The 18,849-nt window shown below is 25.9% G+C and carries 13 protein-coding genes; 12 read left to right on the top strand and 1 reads right to left on the bottom strand.

Annotated elements, in window-relative coordinates; genetic code table 11:
• The first annotated feature begins 84 nt into the window (after nucleotides 1-84).
• The 11 genes from RDY08_RS06570 to RDY08_RS06520 all read left to right on the top strand — a co-directional run bounded on the left by RDY08_RS06570 (nucleotide 85) and on the right by RDY08_RS06520 (nucleotide 16,464).
• Nucleotides 85-486 carry an endonuclease domain-containing protein gene (locus tag RDY08_RS06570; RefSeq protein ID WP_307903579.1) on the top strand — a complete coding sequence of 134 codons (402 nt, stop codon included), beginning with the start codon at nucleotides 85-87 and terminating at the stop codon, nucleotides 484-486.
• 227 nt (nucleotides 487-713) lie between these two features.
• Nucleotides 714-1,967: a hypothetical protein gene (locus RDY08_RS06565; protein WP_307903578.1), complete on the top strand. Its 1,254-nt coding sequence runs from the start codon at nucleotides 714-716 to the stop codon at nucleotides 1,965-1,967.
• 375 nt (nucleotides 1,968-2,342) lie between these two features.
• Complete coding sequence (locus tag RDY08_RS06560; RefSeq protein ID WP_307903577.1) at nucleotides 2,343-4,886, top strand: P-loop NTPase fold protein; 2,544 nt, start codon at nucleotides 2,343-2,345, stop codon at nucleotides 4,884-4,886.
• A complete protein-coding gene (locus tag RDY08_RS06555) occupies nucleotides 4,886-7,525 on the top strand; it encodes a hypothetical protein (RefSeq protein ID WP_307903576.1) in 2,640 nt (879 codons plus the stop codon). The genes RDY08_RS06560 and RDY08_RS06555 overlap by 1 nt, the downstream gene beginning before the upstream one ends.
• 637 nt (nucleotides 7,526-8,162) lie before the next feature.
• The gene (gene purC / locus RDY08_RS06550) at nucleotides 8,163-8,867 is read left to right on the top strand and encodes a phosphoribosylaminoimidazolesuccinocarboxamide synthase (protein ID WP_307903575.1); all 705 of its coding nucleotides are present in this window, start codon (nucleotides 8,163-8,165) and stop codon (nucleotides 8,865-8,867) included.
• Nucleotides 8,868-8,958: 91 nt separating this feature from the next.
• Nucleotides 8,959-10,332, top strand: coding sequence for an amidophosphoribosyltransferase (gene purF, locus RDY08_RS06545; RefSeq protein WP_307903574.1), 1,374 nt, complete (start codon nucleotides 8,959-8,961; stop codon nucleotides 10,330-10,332).
• 43 nt (nucleotides 10,333-10,375) lie between these two features.
• Entirely contained in the window at nucleotides 10,376-11,404 is a 1,029-nt protein-coding gene (gene purM, locus RDY08_RS06540) for a phosphoribosylformylglycinamidine cyclo-ligase (protein WP_307903573.1), read from the top strand.
• A gap of 352 nt (nucleotides 11,405-11,756) precedes the next feature.
• Nucleotides 11,757-13,025: an alpha-amylase family glycosyl hydrolase gene (locus tag RDY08_RS06535; RefSeq protein ID WP_307903572.1), complete on the top strand. Its 1,269-nt coding sequence runs from the start codon at nucleotides 11,757-11,759 to the stop codon at nucleotides 13,023-13,025.
• 11 nt (nucleotides 13,026-13,036) lie between these two features.
• A complete protein-coding gene (gene glyA / locus RDY08_RS06530) occupies nucleotides 13,037-14,281 on the top strand; it encodes a serine hydroxymethyltransferase (RefSeq protein WP_372339410.1) in 1,245 nt (414 codons plus the stop codon).
• Nucleotides 14,282-14,464: 183 nt separating this feature from the next.
• On the top strand, nucleotides 14,465-15,739 hold the full coding sequence (locus RDY08_RS06525) for a hypothetical protein (RefSeq protein ID WP_307903571.1): 1,275 nt from the start codon (nucleotides 14,465-14,467) through the stop codon (nucleotides 15,737-15,739).
• Between the two features lie 11 nt (nucleotides 15,740-15,750).
• A complete protein-coding gene (locus tag RDY08_RS06520; RefSeq protein ID WP_307903570.1) occupies nucleotides 15,751-16,464 on the top strand; it encodes a hypothetical protein in 714 nt (237 codons plus the stop codon).
• Between the two features lie 119 nt (nucleotides 16,465-16,583).
• On the opposite strand, the gene RDY08_RS06515 is transcribed toward RDY08_RS06520, so the two are convergent.
• On the bottom strand, nucleotides 16,584-17,381 hold the full coding sequence (locus tag RDY08_RS06515) for a sigma-70 family RNA polymerase sigma factor (RefSeq protein ID WP_307903569.1): 798 nt from the start codon (nucleotides 17,379-17,381) through the stop codon (nucleotides 16,584-16,586).
• Nucleotides 17,382-17,581: 200 nt separating this feature from the next.
• On the opposite strand from RDY08_RS06515, the gene RDY08_RS06510 reads away from it, so the two are divergent.
• Nucleotides 17,582-18,679 carry a glycosyltransferase gene (locus tag RDY08_RS06510; RefSeq protein ID WP_307905447.1) on the top strand — a complete coding sequence of 366 codons (1,098 nt, stop codon included), beginning with the start codon at nucleotides 17,582-17,584 and terminating at the stop codon, nucleotides 18,677-18,679.
• Nucleotides 18,680-18,849 lie beyond the last annotated feature (170 nt).

Below are 18,849 nucleotides of genomic sequence, written 5' to 3'. Positions count from 1 at the left end.
CCCAAAGGGAGAGCCTGAGAAAAAGCCTCTCCTTTCAGGAGAGGTGGCAGCGAAGCTGACTGAGAGGTGCTTTTAGGAGGTATAATGAATTATAACAAGAAACTAATTTCAATAGCAAAAAAACTTAGAAAAGAGATGACACAACAAGAAAAGCATTTATGGTATGATTTTCTTAGACATTACCCAATTAAGATATACAAACAAAAAGTTATTGATAATTTTATTGTAGATTTTTATTGTTATAAAGCGAAATTAGTAATAGAAGTTGATGGAAGTCAACATTATACAGAAGATGGAATTGAATATGATAAAGCAAGGACAAAAGTTTTAAATAGCTATAATTTAGAAGTGGTTAGATTTTCAAATTATGAAGTTGAAAATAGATTTGAAGAAGTATGTGAAAGTATTGATGAAATTATAAAGTCAAAAGTGAAAGATTCGCCCTCTCAGTCACTGCGTGACAGCTCTCCCAAAGGGAGAGCCTGAAGAAAAAAGCCTCTCCTTTCAGGAGAGGTGGCAGCGAAGCTGACGGAGAGGTGCTTTTAAGATGAAATAATTTAATGCAGATTATATTAATAAAAAAGAGATATATAGTATAATATGAAACGTTTTAGTACACAACCGATTAAAAAAGATTGATTTTTTTGATTTGAGATGTTATAATAACGCACATGTCTCATTAGAGAGATAAAAATAAAATATTGGAGGGAAAAATGAAATTAGTAAGAATTTTTTTAATGTTAAGTTTAATCAGCATATCTTTATCAGGGTGTATAGTAATGACGTATAAAACAAATGAAGTTACTAAAGTTTTTAATAATGCAGAACAACAAATAAATAAATCGTCAAAAGCTTATAATGATGCATTTTTAAGTTATAATGGTATGTATGAAGGGTTAAAAGAAGAATTAAACGTTAATAACAAAAAGATAGCTGTCTTATTAAGTAAAAAAATGCAAAAATTAGGAAAAGAATTAGATGAATTTAATGGCCTTAAAAAAGAGATGGATAGTATTATAATAGAGTACAAAAAACTTTCTAAAAATAAAAAAGAATTTCGTTCAGATGAGAAAGAGTGGAAACAATTTCAAGAAGTAAAAAATAAATATAATGTAGTTAAAAATAAAATTATAAAAAATGGAAAAGAATTTCAATCAGGAATGAATGATGTAGTTAAGATTTTTAATAAAAATAAATTAATAAAAGTATTTAATTTAAATGATATTTTAAAACAAATTGGGAATAATACAGTTTTAATTAATCAATCTCTTGCAAAACAAAAGACTCAATTTGAAAAAGCAAGAACTATTCTTGATGAAATTTATCTGAATATAAATGAAAAAGATATATCTCCATATAACAATCTTGAAGAATTAATGACAAAGATAACTCAAATTAGAGAAAATGAGTATAAAGAAATTGAGAAAATTAATAAGTTGAAAGGGAAAATAAAAGAGATTTCATTAAAAACAGCTGTGATAAAAAATAGCAGTAAGGAATGGCCTGAATTTAACAAAATAAATAATAATCTAAAAGAGACAGTAAAGACAATAGAAAATTATTCGGCGAGTTATAACAATGAAGCATCTAAGCTTGTTAATATTATGAATAAATATAAAATAAATAGAATAAATGTAATAGAAATTTCAACAAAAGTAAATAAAATGATTGGAACAATAGAAACTAATGTAAATGAGATTAATTCAGAAATCAATAAGAATAAAAATAAAAAACTGAATAGTAAACAAAAAAAGAAAATCAGTAAAATTGAAGCGGTAATTAAAAAAATTAATAATAAGAAAAATGAAGCTAAAAAAATTATTAGTGAATTTGAAAAAGAGGTAAATGGGAAATCAGAAATTGCTATAGGGCCTGGAATGAGAACTCATTCTATTATTGTTGATCTTGGGAATATTTCAAAAAGCTTAAATAAAGATATAAGTGAGTATAATAAGTTGATTAAGTGAAAACTTCTTATGCTATTGAAAAAATCCTAGTTGAGTATTAAAAAAGTATATTAAAAAGGGTTTATAGTAAAATTATAGAAAATAGAAGATATAATAATAATTAGTGAAAAGACAGGTGTAAACCTGTCTTTTTTTATGTAGGAACGGCTTAAAATGCACAATGATTAAAGTACTTTTATAACAAATTATGAAAAATTTATTTTTTAAATGTTCTATGAGGCATAAAAAAACATTTAATTATTGAAATAGAAAATTGAAAATCCTAAAAAATAGTAGAAATTGAATTGTGTGAAAATTTAATAAAAAAATTGAAAAACGTGAATTTGTATAGTATTATTAAATATAGATATAATCAAAATGGGAGATGAAGAAATAATGGCAGATGAATCAGTAATTAAAATTAATTTGGGAGAAGAGTACAAAGCAAAAGTAGAAAAGATTAATGAATTTGAAAAATCGGTATTTAATGAAGTTTATTTGAAAGCTTTTAAGAATACAGCGGAGATATTAAAGAGTAAAGGAATTGAGTTGCATGAAAATTATAATAATATAATTGCATTTGCAGGAGAAAGAGGAACTGGAAAAACATCTGCAATGCTTTCTTTTGCGGGAGTATTGAAAGATAATGATAAATTGAAAAATAATAAAGATTATAATTTGTCAGTTGAAGATAAAAAATTAAGTTCTTATAATTTTTGCTCTGTTGGAGTAATAGATCCGGCTTTATTATCAGGTAATAGTAATATTTTGGAAATAATAATTGCAAAGATGTTTCAAACTTTTAAAAATGATATTGAAACAAAAAATGAAGTGAAAAATGAAAATTTGAAAAGAGAAATAATTGGTTCTTTTGAAAAGGTTTATGAAAATATAAAAATTATAAAAGACAAAAGAGATGTTTTTGAAGAAGAAGCTTTAGATGCTTTATTAAAAATAGCAGAAAGTACAAGCTTAAAGAGTGATGTGGAAAAATTAATTGGATCATATTTGGAATTTATGAATAATGATGAAAAGAAAGAGAAAAATGGGATATTGGTAATTGAAGTAGATGATATTGATTTAAATACAGAGTATGCCTATGAGATGGTCGAGCAAATTAGAAAATATTTAATTATTCCAAAAGTTGTGATTTTAATGGCAATTAAAATAGAGCAATTAGAACAAATAGTTGAGAGAAATTATTTAAAAGAATTTGAATCATTATTAGATAAAAAAGCTATGAGCTATGATGAAATTAAAAATATGACTGAAAAATATCTTGAAAAATTGATACCATTGGAAAGAAGATTATATTTGCCGAAATTAGAAGATATAAGAATGACTTCAAAAGTGGAAGTGAATTATGAAAATGGTAATAAAATTGAAGGGGGTATAATAGATCAATTCGTAAGAAAGCAAATATATTTAAAAACTGATATGATATTTATTGATGGTAAATATATAATTCCAGATAATTTAAGAGGGTTAGTAGAATTAATTGTTTTATTAGTCAAAATGGAAGATGTGAGAGATTTGAAAAAAAGGAAAAAAGAAAGAATTGAAATTATAAATAGTGAAAATTTTATTAAATTTAAAGAGTATATATTTGAAAATTGGATAAAAACATATTTGACTTATCAACAACAAAATGCTTTAAAAGAACTTGTAAAAAGAGATGTTACAGAAAGAAATAAATTTATAATAAATAAAATTGAAGATATTTATTCATTGTTGGATAAAGATGATGAATATAGAGCAAGAGCAAGAGCAAGAGGTAAAGGCGATTATGAACAGGAAATAGAATATCAAAATATAGTAAATCTAAATAACAATGGGGCAAATGTATCTTTGGGAGATTTGCTATTTGTTTTGAATAAGGCAGATAGGTATAAAATAGAATTACAAGATAAAAAATTTATTTATGCAATAAAAATGATTTATTCAATTATGTTGTATGAGCTATATGCAAAAGCAGTAAAAGAAGCAAAAGAGGCAAAATTTACAAAAGTTATAAAAGTTGCAGAAGTTGAAAAAGCGGCAGCTAAAAAAACATATAGTGATTATCAAAAATTATTAGGTGGATATTTATATAATCCTATTGAATATAAAATTATGAGAAAGGAACAGGATTCGAACGAAAAAAGAGATAGAAGAGATATGAAAGTAGATAAAATTAAGAGTTTTAGTGAAGAATATAAAAAAAATGGTTCGAAACTAGATGCTGAAGAATTACTAAATAAATTTAATATAAAATCATCAGAATTTAATTTTATAAAAAATAATATTTATAGAAAAGAAAAAGAAGTTTACTATAATAAAAAAGATAATAGTAAACCAACAAAAATTCAATTTGATATTCTAGGATTTTTATTTAATAGAGAACCTACTTCGGATAGTGATTTTTATATTGGGAATATTGAAATATTAGAACGCATATTAAATGAAGATTATAAGGCTGTAAACAAAAGTTATTTTGTTCATTTCAAAACATTCTTTAAAAATTTTAAAGAATTAGAAATTAATTTTAATTTAGGTGCAGATGAAAAATTAGAATTGAAAGATGATGCTCAAATATGTGATATTTATAATTTTATTATAGATATTGAAAAAAAAGAATTAGAAGGGAAATTTAATGATATATTTAAAGTAGAAGTTGATATAGATAAATTGATAGGAGAACTTATAACTGAAATAGATGGCTTAAAGATTACTAATAGGATTACTAATATAAATACTATAAGAAATTCATTTTCAAATATAAAAAATATTATTGAAAATAATAAAAAAATAAGTGAAGATTATAAAAAAGAAATAATTGATTTTATTGAAGGGAAAGAAACAGAAGCAGAAGAAATGAAAACTGAAAAAGGAAAAATTAGGATAAAAGACTTTGTGGAAAAAATAAAAGAAAAAATTAATTCAACTAAAGGAATAGAATAATGGATAACATTAGAGCCACAATAGAAATTCTCTTTAAAAAGCAAAATCCAGAAAAAATGTTATATAAATACTACAACTCCATAAAAGAAAAAAATGTAGATAGAGATCTATTTATAGCCACATACTCATATGAAAATCCAACAAAATATAACAAAGATGAAATAGAAAATGTATATAGCTTGCTAGATTCAAACTGGAAAAAATTAGAAGGAGTAAAAGAAGATAGTATTTTTAACGTATTAGCAAACTTTACAAAAGGAATATTAATAGAAAACAAAGGAGTTCCTTTATGTAAATACAAAGAATTACTGAGATGGAGAGAATTGTCATATTTATTGGGCGAAGATTTATTGACAACAGCATATTTTGCATACAAAGATTTTACCATATCATATAATAGAACAATTTTTGCTTGGAAACCAATAATATCAACTGATAATACAATGCTAAAAGAAATAATGAAAAAAGGATGTGCTGAAAACCATTTTCACTTAAAAGGATCAGCACCTCATTTTCAATTAGCTTGGATCTCTTTGATGAATAATATCGAAGGCAGAGATAAAGAATTTAAAAAAATTGAAAAAGAGACTAGATTATCTCCAGATGTAAATTATGGATTTGAAAATTTTTCTTTAGAATTAAAAGCGTTAGTCAAAAAAGCTTCTGCAATCAGATTGTTTTTATATAAAAAATTTATTTTAAAAGAAAAAATAGAAAAAGTAGAAAATTTTAAAATGAATTATATTTTAAAATCAAAAAATAATTCAGAAATAAAACTTTTCATTAGAGATCTTCAAAATGAAATAAATAAGTTGAAATATTCAAATGGAAAAAAATTAAATGGAGAAATACCAGACTATATTATTCCAAAAAAGATTAGCTTAAATAATTATAATAAAGATAATATGAAATATAATGGAAATATATTGTTATATGGTGAACGATTTTTCTTGTATACTATTTTTAAAACATTTTTTGAAGGCGATAAAGAGATAATAAAATACAAAAGATTAATTCATACTTACATATTGATAAAAGAACGTTTTAGAGATGAGTTGATTCAAATAAATAGAAGAGTGGGATTTGGTAATTTTTCAGATTATCAAAATAGAAAAAATATATTTTTAGGAAAAGGAATTTATGAGAAAGCTGTTGTAAGTATGGCTATAAATTCATCTCTTTATGACCAACATATTAATTATTTAGAAGCCAGAATAGCACCTGAAAAAAATAATGCTGAATTGTCTAAAACAATTGAAAAATTAGATGAAAATATAGAAAGTGAAATGTTTTATGATGTTAAAGATTTTAAAAATTTGAATTTTGAGAATACAAGTATAAAAAAAGAGGTGAAAGATAAAAAGAAATATTTTTATGTAATTCACTTTATAAAAAAACAAGAAAAATATAAAGAGATAATGGAGATGGCAAAGAATACTCCTATTGTATTATACGTAAAACCTTTGAATTATCAGTTGAGAAGATTACTAAAAAAACAGGCAGATGCAATAATAAATTTGAGAAAAAGTAGTGGAGAAGCTAAAAATAGAATATATGGAATAGATGCTGCAAATTTTGAAATTGGATGTAGACCAGAAGTCTTTGCTCAATGCTTTAGATATTTGAGGAATTATAAAATAACAAATAAGTTTGAAGAATTTGGGAAAGATGAAATATTTAATTTAGGGATTACTTATCACGCAGGAGAAGATTTTTTGAGCTTAATTGATGGATTGAGAGCAATAGATGAAACCATTAGATTTCTTGGCTATGAACAAGGAGATAGGATTGGACACGCATTAGCATTGGGGGTAGATGCAAATAAATATTATAAAGATAAAAATTATACACTAATTATGCCAAAACAAATATATTTAGATAATATAGCTTGGATGCTGGCAAAAATAAGAGAGTTAAATATTGAAATTGATGAAAATTTAAAATCAAAATTATGCTCTGATTATTATAGATTAGTTTCTGAAATATATGAAAAAGAATATTCTTATGAAAATTATTATAGAGCTTGGAAATTAAGGGGAGATGATCCAAATATTTATAAAGATAAAGATTATAAACTTAAATCGAGCTTAACTTTTTGGGAAAAATGCTCTATTGATCCTAGAAAAGAAATGATTGAAATAAGAAAAAATGAAGAGATAGTAGAAATTTATAGAAAATATCATTTTAATAAGAACGTAAAAGAAAGAGGAATAAAAAGTGAAGAGATTAAAATAAATAAAAAAATGGGAAAAATCGTAACAGAAATTCAATATGCTATACAAAAAGAACTGGCAAATAAAAATATTTGTATTGAAGCAAATCCAAGTTCTAATTATGTGATAGGAAACTTTAAAAGATATGATGGACACCCAATAACTAAATTTTATAACATTGGATTGAATGTGAGTGAAGAGGAAAATCAAAAGAGTTCGCAATTATCAGTATCAATTAATACAGATGATCAAGGTATTTTTGGGACTTATTTGGAAAATGAGTATGCATTAATTACTCTGGCAATGGAAAAATTACTGGATGAAAATGGAGAAAGGGTGAATAAACCAATGATGGTTTATGAATGGGTGGATAAGATTAGAGCGTTGGGATTAGAACAATCTTTTTTGAGAAGAAATGAAAAATGATGAATAAAACTATAGAAGAAGAGCTTATTATATTTTTTGAATTTATCAGAAGATGATAATGGTACACCGTGACGATATAACCATATGCTAATGCAATAAGTTCTAGTGTATCTGTAGATGGAGAAAAAATAGAAGCTGTATTTTCATTTGTTCCATTTGGAGAGTATGATATTTATGTATATGATAAAACAAATGAAAAATTAGTGAAAGTAAATCAAGAGGCTGTTTCTGTCACAGCAGATAAAAATGATGTAATAGTTTCTGATAATACAGAAATAAAGAAGTAATTTAATTCTTAAATAGAAAATAGAAAGCTTCATTTCTTTAATTTAAAGAGGTGGGGCTTTTTTATTTAATATATCAATTAAACTACAAAATTTGACACTATAAAACTAAATTTTTTTATTGACTAAAATCAAAAAATATTATACAATAAGATATCTTATTAGTGAACGAGGACAATTTTGGAGGGAAAATGAAAAATAAGCTTCAGAAAATTAAAAACATAAAAACAAATATATACATAATTAATATAGAAAACAACTAAACCTATAAAGGACCAAGGTGTCTTTATGGGTTTTTTTATTTATTTGCTATGAAAGAATAGATTTATTCAAAAAATAAGGAGGTTATAGAATTGGAAAAGAAAGAATTACTGTATGAAGGAAAAGCCAAAAGAGTTTATGGTACGGATGAAAAAGATTTGGTTATTCAAGAATTTAAAGATGATGCTACAGCGTTTAACGGAGAAAAAAAAGGAACTATTGTAGGTAAGGGTGTAGTAAATAACAAAATTACATCTATTTTATTTAAATTACTTGAGGAAAATGGAGTTCATACACATTTAGTAGAAGTATTAGATGATAGGAATATGCTTATAAAAAAAGTAGAAATTGTAAAATTAGAAGTAATAATTAGAAATATTGCAGCTGGAAGTTTTTCTAAGAGATATGGAGTAGAAGAGGGAGTAGTATTTGATTCTCCAACTATTGAATTTTCTTATAAAGAAGATGCTTTAGGCGATCCATTATTAAATGATTATCATGCACTAGCGTTAAAATTAGCTACAAAAGAAGAGATAGAAAAAATAAAAAATTACGCTTTTAAAATAAATGAAATATTGAAAAAATATTTTGATGATAGAAATGTTATATTAGTTGATTTTAAATTAGAATTTGGAAGAACATCAGATGGAGAAATAATATTAGCTGATGAAATTTCACCTGATACATGTAGATTTTGGGATAAAAAAACAAAAGAAAAATTGGATAAAGATAGATTTAGAAGGAATTTAGGGAATGTAGAAAGTGCTTATAAAGAGATGTTGAAAAGGCTTAGTTAGGGTTTTGCCATTGAGGAATGTTTAAAAAAATAAGTTTCTTAAAATGTTTAAGTTATTTTTTAATTAAGAAAAAATTATATTGGAGGAAAAAATGTTTGATGAAATTCATGACGAGTGTGGAGTGTTTGGAATATATTCAAATAAACAAGAAAATGCAAAATTAACTATGTATGGACTTTTTGCTATTCAACATAGAGGGCAAGAAAGTGCAGGAATAGCAACAACTGATGGTTATGGAATAAATTATCATAAAGATATGGGATTAGTTTCATCTGTATTTAAAGATGAAAAAACTTTTGATAAATTAAAAGGAAACATTGCAATAGGTCATGTTAGATATTCAACAACTGGAGATTCAGAAGTGGTAAGTGCTCAACCTTTAGTAATCAGACATAGTAAAGGAGATTTAGCAATTGCACATAATGGGAATTTAGTAAATACAGGAGTATTAAAACAAAAGCTTGAAGAACAAGGGTCTATATTTCAAACTTCAAATGATACAGAAGCAATATTACATTTAATAGCAAGATCATTAGAGGATAATATAGAAGATTCTATTGTAGATGCTCTTGGTCAAGTAAAAGGGGCATATTCTATATTGTTTATGACAAATGATAAATTAATTGCTATAAGAGATCCATTAGGAATAAGACCATTGGTAATTGGTAAAATTGATGGAGATTATGTATTTGCATCTGAAACACCTGCATTAGATTTAATTGATGCTGAATATATAAGAGAAGTTGAGCCAGGAGAAATGGTGGTTGTAGATTCTAATGGACTTAGATCTGAAAAAGTATTTTTTAAAGAAAAAACTGCAAAATGTATATTTGAATTAATATATTTTGGAAGGCCAGATAGTAATCTATTTGGGAGAAATGTTTATTTAATAAGAAAAGAGATAGGGAAACAGTTAGCAAGAGAACATAAAATAGAGGCAGATATAGTAATTCCTGTACCAGATTCTGGGATATCGGCTGCAATAGGTTATGCAGAAGAATCAGGAATACCATTTGAAAAAGGAATAATGAGAAATCATTATGTAGGTAGGACATTTATACAGCCAACTCAATTAGATAGAGAGCTTGGAGTTAAGAAAAAATTAAGTCCAATTGCAGATGTGATAAAAGGGAAAAAAGTAATAGTGATAGATGATTCTATTGTAAGAGGAACCACAAGTAGAAAAATTGTTAAATTACTTAAAAAAGCTGGTGCAAAAGAAGTAAATATGCTAATTGCAGCACCCCCTGTGGTAGCTCCATGTTATTATGGAATAGATATGCCAACAAGAAAAGAGCTTATAGCAGCAACACATACTTTAGAAGAAACAAAAAAATATATATTAGCTGATTATTTAGGTTATTTATCAGTAAAAGGTATGCATAAAGCAATAAGAACAGAGAAAAATGAATTTTGTGATGCTTGTTTTACAGGGAAATATCCAATAAAATTTCCTGATATGTAATTCATTAAAAAATATTTAAAAATTATATAATTTGGAGGTTAAAATGTCTGATAAATTAACGTATAAAGATTCAGGAGTAGATATAAAAGCTGGTGCTAAATTTGTAGAAGCAATAAAAAAAAGTGTGAAAAGTACATATAGAGATGGAGTAATTGGAGATTTAGGAGGATTTGGTGGATTATTTAAATTAGGACAATATAAAGAGCCAATATTAGTTTCAGGGACAGATGGCGTTGGGACAAAATTAAAAGTAGCATTTATGATGGATAAGCATGACACTATTGGAATAGATGCTGTAGCTATGTGTGTAAATGATATTGTAGTTTTGGGAGCAGAGCCACTATTTTTCTTAGATTATTTGGCAACTGGAAATTTAGAAGTTGAAAAACAATCGGCAATAGTAGAAGGAATTGCTGATGGATGTAAACAATCTGGATGTGCATTAATAGGTGGGGAAACAGCAGAGATGCCTGGTTTTTATAATTCTGAAGAATATGATATAGCGGGATTTTCCGTTGGAGTAGTAGAAAAAGATGAAGTTATTGATGGAAAAGAGATAGAAGATGGAGATATTGTATTAGGATTAGCTTCTTCTGGAATACATAGTAATGGATATTCTCTTGTGAGAAAACTATTTTTTGACAAATTAGATTGGAAAATAGATAGATATGTAGATGAACTTGGAAAAACATTAGGAGAAGAGATATTAACTCCAACTAAAATATATGTTAAATCTTTATTAAATTTGAAAAAAGATGTAAAAATAAAAGGATTAGTGCATATTACAGGTGGAGGATTTATAGAAAATATTCCAAGAATATTGCCAGAAAATGTAGATGTAGAAATAGAAAAAGAATCATATGAAGTTCCTGCAATTTTTAAATTAATGCAAAAATTAGGGAATATAGAAGAAAAAGAGATGTATAAAACTTTTAATATGGGAATTGGAATGGCTGTGATTATAAAAGAAAATGATGCAGAAAAATCAATTTCTATATTAGAAGAAAATGGAGAAAAAGTATATAAAATAGGACGAATAGTAAATGGGAAAAGAAATTGTAAATTGGTATAATTTATGATATAATAAATTAAAAATTTATACTAAGGAACGGCTTAAAAATAACCTTCCGATTTTGTTTTAAAATACGGAATGATTTAGGAACGCTTTAAAAACAACCTTATCCTTTTGTTTTAAAATACGCAACGATTCAAGCGTTTTTATAACAAAAAATGAGAAACTTATTTTTTAAACGTTCCCAAATGAAGCGAGAAAATAAAATGACTTGTAAATATAAAATTTCAACTCTTAAAAGATGTTATAGTTGTAAAAAATTAAATAAAGTATATCGTTGTAAAAAAATAGACCTCATAATAGGACGGTATACTTGTAGAGCATGCAAATACTACGAGAAGAGGTAAAGATAATGAACAAAAATCTTATTTTGTATAATTTATTTCCAAAAGCAGCAGGAAAAATTAGTGATTGGATAGATTATTTGGATGAAATAAAATATATGGGATTTAACTCTGTATATCTAAATCCCATATATGAAACAGGGTTTTCGGGAAGTTTATATGCACCAAGAGATTTTTATAAAATTAATAATAATTTTATAGATGATTATTTTGATGGTTCTCCTGAAGAGCAACTGAAAAATTTTGTGGAGGAAGCTCATAAAAGAGGATTAAAAGTTATATTTGAAATGATTGTAACGCATACATCTATTGATTCTGAACTATTACTTGATCATCCTGAATGGTATAAATACAATGGGGATAGAGTAAAAAGTTTTTCAGCAAATGATAATTTAGGTTTTGTTGAATGGGCAGATTTAGCTGAAATTGATAATTATAATTCAGCTGAAAAGGAAAATTTATGGCTTTATTGGGAACAGTTAGCTAAATATTATATATCAACTTTTGATATAGATGGATTTAAATGTTCAACAGCATACAAAGTGCCAATTGAATTGTGGAACAAGATTATAAAATCTAGCAAAGAAATAAAAAATGATATAATTTTTATTGCAGATAATTTAGGGTCTGATTTTAATAAAATGGTTGAGCTGGCACGAGGAGAATTTGACTATCTTTTTACAAGTTTAAAATGGTGGGACTTTAATGAAACTTGGTTTTTAGAACAGCATTATACTTTGAAAAATTTAGTTGGATTAATAAGTTTTCCAGAGAGCTATAATACAGAAAGAATTGTAGAAGAATATGGAGAAATGTGTAGTTCTAAATCTTGGTATGGTTTGTCAGCGTTTATGAATTCAGGAGTTATGTTGCCAATTGGTTATGAATTTGGAGTAGAAGATAGATTAGATGTTATTATGAGTTCTCAAATTATGAGTGAAGATAAAAGATTTAATATAAGTGATTATATTAAAAGAATAAATGAAATAAAAAATAGTTATAATATTTTTCAGCAGGAAACTGAATTATATTTTTTAGATTTTGAAAAGGAAAAACTTGTAGTTTTAAAGAAATCTACTGATATAGAAAACGTTCTTTTGATAATAAATTTAGATTTTGATAATCATATTGAAATAAAAATTGAAGATTTAAAATCTATTTTAGATGGTGATGAGATTATTGATATTTCACCAGAAGATAAACAAAATGATATAAATAACTTTTACAAATATAAACTTAGTCCGGGTGAGATAAGAGTTTTATATTCTAAAAAATAGGAGGAGATAAAATGAATTTGGAGTATTTGAGAAAAGAAGATCCAGAAATAGCAGATGTAATTGAAAGAGAAGAGGAGAGACAGGAGTATGGTATTGAGTTAATTGCTTCTGAAAATTTTGTGTCAAAAGCTGTTATGGAGGCTGCAGGAAGCGTATTGACAAATAAATATGCAGAAGGATATCCTGACAAAAGATATTATGGAGGATGTCAAATAGTTGATATTGCAGAAAAATTAGCAATTTCAAGAGCAAAAGAACTATTTGATGTAGAATATGTAAATGTACAACCGCATTCAGGTTCACAAGCAAATATGGCTGTATATATAGCTTTGATTAATCCAGGAGATACAGTAATGGGGATGAGCCTTCCACATGGAGGACATTTAACTCACGGATCAAAAGTAAGTTTTTCTGGTAAAATCTATAATTCTGTTTCTTATGGAGTAGCAGCTGGGACAGAAACAATAGATTATGAAGAGGTAAGAAAGATAGCTATTGAGAATAAACCTAAATTAATAATAGCAGGAGCAAGTGCATATCCAAGAATAATTGATTTTAAAAAATTTAGAGAAATAGCAGATGAAGTTGGAGCATATTTTGTAGTAGATATGGCACACATTGCAGGTCTAGTGGCTACAGGTCTTCATCCAAGTCCAGTACCATATGCACATGTTGTAACTACAACTACTCATAAGACTTTAAGAGGTCCAAGAGGTGGTATGATTATGACTAATGATGAAGAAATTGCAAAGAAAATAAATAAAGCAATATTTCCAGGAATACAAGGTGGACCTTTAATGCACATAATAGCTGCAAAAGCTGTTGCATTTAAAGAAGCTTTATCAGATTCTTTTAAAGAATATCAAACTCAAGTAGTGAAAAATGCTAAAGTTTTAGCTGATGAATTAACAAAAGCAGGGCTTAGAATTGTTTCAGGTGGAACAGACAATCATTTGATGCTTGTAGATTTGACACCAAAAGGACTTACTGGAAAAGCAGTAGAAAACGCATTAGTTAAAGCAGAAATCACAGTAAATAAAAATGGAATACCATTTGATAAAGAAAAACCATTTGTTACAAGTGGAATAAGAATAGGGACTCCATCAGTGACTACAAGAGGGATGAAAGAGACAGAAATGGTAAAAATAGCTGAATTAATAGTTAAAGTAATAGATAATATAGATAATGAAGATATAATAAAAGAAGTTAAAAATGAAGTTCGTAAATTAGCTGAAAGATTTCCGTTGTATAGATAATAGATATTAGATAGTAAAAAAATAATAAAATGATTAAAAGGATAACTCCTCTGTTGTGCAGGAGTTATCCTTTTTTAAATTGACATAATATCGGAGATAGGGTATAATATAAAAAATGGTTGATTGTGTAAAAAAAATCATATTATTGTATTAAAACAGAAAAAATAAAAAAAGGAGGGTTATATGAAAAAGAATCTAGTAATAATTATGCTATTTGTATTAACAGCAGTCTCTTTTTCTCAAGAAAATGGAAGTGCTGGCGTAGGGATGGGAGTTTTAAAACAGGGAGATGAATCTACTCCAGTATTAAAAATGAATTTTTCACCAGAATTGCAATTTGGAAGATTAGGGTTAGGTCTTAAATTAGGTATTTATTTAACATCAGGAGGATTGGCTGATTATAATAATGATGGTAAAAAAGATATGCATGATATAGATTTTGGATTTAAATATATTTACTGGAATGGAGAAATTTTTAAATTTAGATATGGAGTATTGAATAATTATATTTTAGGACATGGGACTTTAGTAAATAGATATTCTAATAATGAAAAAACAAGTTTAGTTTTAGGTATTAATTTACCTGAGAAAGCTGCAGGAATAGAGGGATTTATGCCTTTAAAAAAAGATATATTAGGTTCGGCTATACCAACAGAAGAGCAGCCACACGCAGTTGGAGGAAGAGTATATGTTAGACCTTTAAAAGTGATGGGAACTGCAATACCAGTTATAAACAATTCAGAAATAGGCGTTACATATGTAACAGATAATAGAGATGAGTTTAGTGGTGTAAAAGGTAGTGTTGACGGGACTGCATATGAGTTCGCAATACCTTTATTAGAAGATCAAAATGCTAGTTTTATTCCTTATTATGATTTAGTAAAAGTTAATGGAGAATTAGGAGAAAAATCAAATGATGGATCAGGGAATTTTATTGGTGTAATGGGAAAAGTTGCAATAATAGATTATAGATTAGAATATAGAGATATTGATAGAAATTTAATTCCAGGATATTTTGGAAAGTTTTATGAAATATCTGCTATTGATAATTTAAATTATCTAATAGGCACAGAAAGTAATGAGAAAGTTAAGGGATATTTTGGAAATGTAGATTTTGATTTTATGGGAACTGCTAAATTTACTCTTAGTTATGAAGATTATAAAGATGAAAATATAAAACCACATCTGTTTGCAAAATTAGATGTAACTCCAACAAAAAAATTGAAATCAACAATAATATATGAACAACAAAATATGGGAGCAGAAAATCATAAAGATAATTTTTTAAATGAAGACACTTATGTTAAAGCACATATAATAGCTCCAGGGTATATGTTTGGTGTGCCAGGACCTACAAATGTAGCAATTGATATAAAACAAACATATTTTTATGATAATGATAAGAATGAATATGTTCCAAATAGAGATTATAGTATGAACATAATTTTTAATTTTTAAGGGAGGAAAGAGTGAAAAGAATAATATTAACAATGATACTCGCGTTAAGTATATTAGGGTGTGCAAGCAAAACAATTATTATTAGTGAAGAAACGGTAAAAAAATCTCAACAAGAAAAATTAATAAAAGATTTTATAACAAATATTTCAGATGAGAATTATATTAGAGAAAATAGTGTTAATTATAGCGATGAATTATATAATAAAATAAAAATAGAAGATTTATATTTTTATAATATATTAAGCGTAGAGATAGAAAATGATATAGCTAAAATTAAAATATTAAAACTAAAAAAGATTGTAAAAAAAATAGATGACCCAATAATAGTTTACCCTAACGAAAATTCTGAAAAATATAAAAATTTAATTTTTAATGAAAATGTGGGAGAAATAAATATAGGAATTGAATGTTTTTACAATGAGACAGATAATCAAGGGATTAAACATGAAAAAACAATAAATAAAGATATTGAGTATAGTTTTAGTGATATAAATACTTTTTCAATAGGAATAGGGAGAAATAGAGGTATAAAAACAATAGTTTCTATATTTAAAGATGGAAAAGAAAAAAAAGATATATTAAACGTTTCAGGAGAAATAACTAAAATCGAAGTGATTTCTTTGAAATATGGGACAAAAGATAAAGATGAAACTTCTAATGATTACAATTTAAAAATAATAAACGAAAATGGTAAATATAAAATTGATATGGAGAGTTTCAAATAAAAAAAATAAAAAGCAGATATAATTTTTAATTATATCTGCTTTTTATTTTTTTTATTTGACTTTTGACTTTTTATAAAGTAGAATAAATTATGGAGATAAAATTTAATTACAATTAATAATTAATTTGAGAAATATAAAGTAGCTTTTTTCTTTAATTTAGAAAGAGCAGCATTTTGAATTTGTCTAATTCTTTCTCTTGTTAAATTTAATTTTTCTCCAATATCCTCTAGAGTAAGAGGATTAGTATTAAATAATCCATAACGATAAATTAATACGATTTTTTCTTTTGGATTAAGATAATTTAATAGATTCATTAATTGATGGTTCTCAAAATCATCAAAAATTTGTTCTTCTAATAAATCATCATCAGCAATGATATTATGGAAATCTATATTATCTGCAAAAGTTTCATCAAAAGAAACATAAGATACATTAATAAGATTTAAAATTCTTTCTACTTCTTCGTTTCGCATTTCAAGATTTTTTGCGATAACGATAACTGATGGATAAGATTCGAAAGAAACTTTATAAGAACGAATAAACTTAGTTATTTTGGAAATAGAATCATGGACATAAGCTGGATATCGCATAGCTCCTTTATTTGTAGAAATAGCACGTAAAATAGATTGTTTGATCCACCAAGTAGCATAAGTGCTAAATCTTTTGCCCATATAAGGATCAAATTTAGAAACAGCTTTTATTAATCCAATATTTCCTTCTTGGATAAGATCTTGAATAGACATTCCAGTACCAATGTATTTTTTAGCAATACTAACTACTAATCTTAAGTTAGATACAATAAGCTTTTCCCTGGCTTCTATATTTCCTTCAGCAATTAAAATAGCTAGTTCTTTTTCTTCGCTTTTAGAAAGCAGCTCATTGTAACTAATATCTTTTAGATATTCTGTAATGTTCATAATATCCCTCCAAATTTGATTTTTTTACGCTCACAATTAATATATACTACAAAAAATAATATTTCCTTTTTTTTTGTAGAAATTTTTTATTATTTTTGGTAGAATAGCAGATGAAACTAATTTATAATCATATTATTAAAAAAAATAGATAAATTTGTTTTTTTTAATTCACAAAAATGGGGGAGGAATTAACAGTGATAATGTTTTTATATTTTTTAATAGTTGTTTTTTTTATTTCATCAGGAGTGTATAAAAAAAGATATATTAGGAATATGGCATCTAAAAATGTATATAGTGAAAAAATATCAATAATAATACCAGCTAAAGATGAAGAAAATAACATTGAAACAATATTAACAAGTTGTTTGAATCAAAATTATTCAAAAGAATTATATGAAGTGGTTTTAATAAATGATCGTTCTAAAGATAAGACATTAGAATTAGCAAAAAAGTTTGAAAAAGAATTTAAGAATTTGAAAATAATAACTATAAAGAAAAAAGAATCAAATTTATATGGGAAACAAAATGCATTGGATGTAGGGATAAAAAACGCTACTGGAGATTTAATATTAATAACAGATGCAGATTGTAAAATTAATAAAAATTGGGTAAGAAGAATGTCAAAGTATTTTGCTGGGAAAGATTTAGGAATGGTGATAGGAAAGACAGAAATAACTCATATGCAAAATCCTAATTTTTTATATAGATTACAAACTGTGGCACATAGATTTTTAATGGAAATAGCCCAAGTGCCAATAATGTTTGGGTATTATACTAGTGGAATAGGGAATAATTTAGCATTTAGAAAAAATGCGTATATAAAAATAGGCGGATATGAAAATTTAGGGGAATCTATATTGGATGATGAAATTTTAATAAGAGGTTTTGCAAGAAAAGGATATAAATTAGCGGCAGGGTTTACAAAAAATTCTATTGTAGAAACTAATCCAATGAAATCTTATAAAGAACTATTTAACCAACATAAAAGATGGATAGTTGGAAGTTTAAATATATTCACTCCATCAGGACTTTTAGTTTTTGTACAATATTTTTTTAATATATATACAATTTACTCTTTGTTTACTGGAGATAAGAGTGTTATTTTTAAATTAATAGGAGATTATTTATTATATTCAAAATTGGATATAGAAAATGGGAGAATATTAAGAATAGTTGATAAAATAGCAATAGTGTTTTTTGTTCCATTTTATATAACAGCATTAGGGACAGCTGCAATTATTAATCCAAAAACTAATTGGAAAGAACAAAAATATAAAAAAAAGATATTAAAAAAATAAATGATAATAGGATAGATGAGATATTTTTAAAATCTTGCTTATCCTATTTTTTAATTTGTTAGAAAAGTATAAATTTATTCAGAAAATAAGCTGTGTTATTTAAAAAATATTGAGAAGAGAAATTAAATATGGTATAATTGCTCTGTAAATATAGATTTTATAGAATGATT

This window comes from Haliovirga abyssi (assembly GCF_030295325.1).
Classification (GTDB): domain Bacteria; phylum Fusobacteriota; class Fusobacteriia; order Fusobacteriales; family Haliovirgaceae; genus Haliovirga; species Haliovirga abyssi.
The sequence above is the reverse complement of the archived record's forward strand: the minus strand, read 5'-3'. Positions and strand labels throughout refer to the sequence as shown.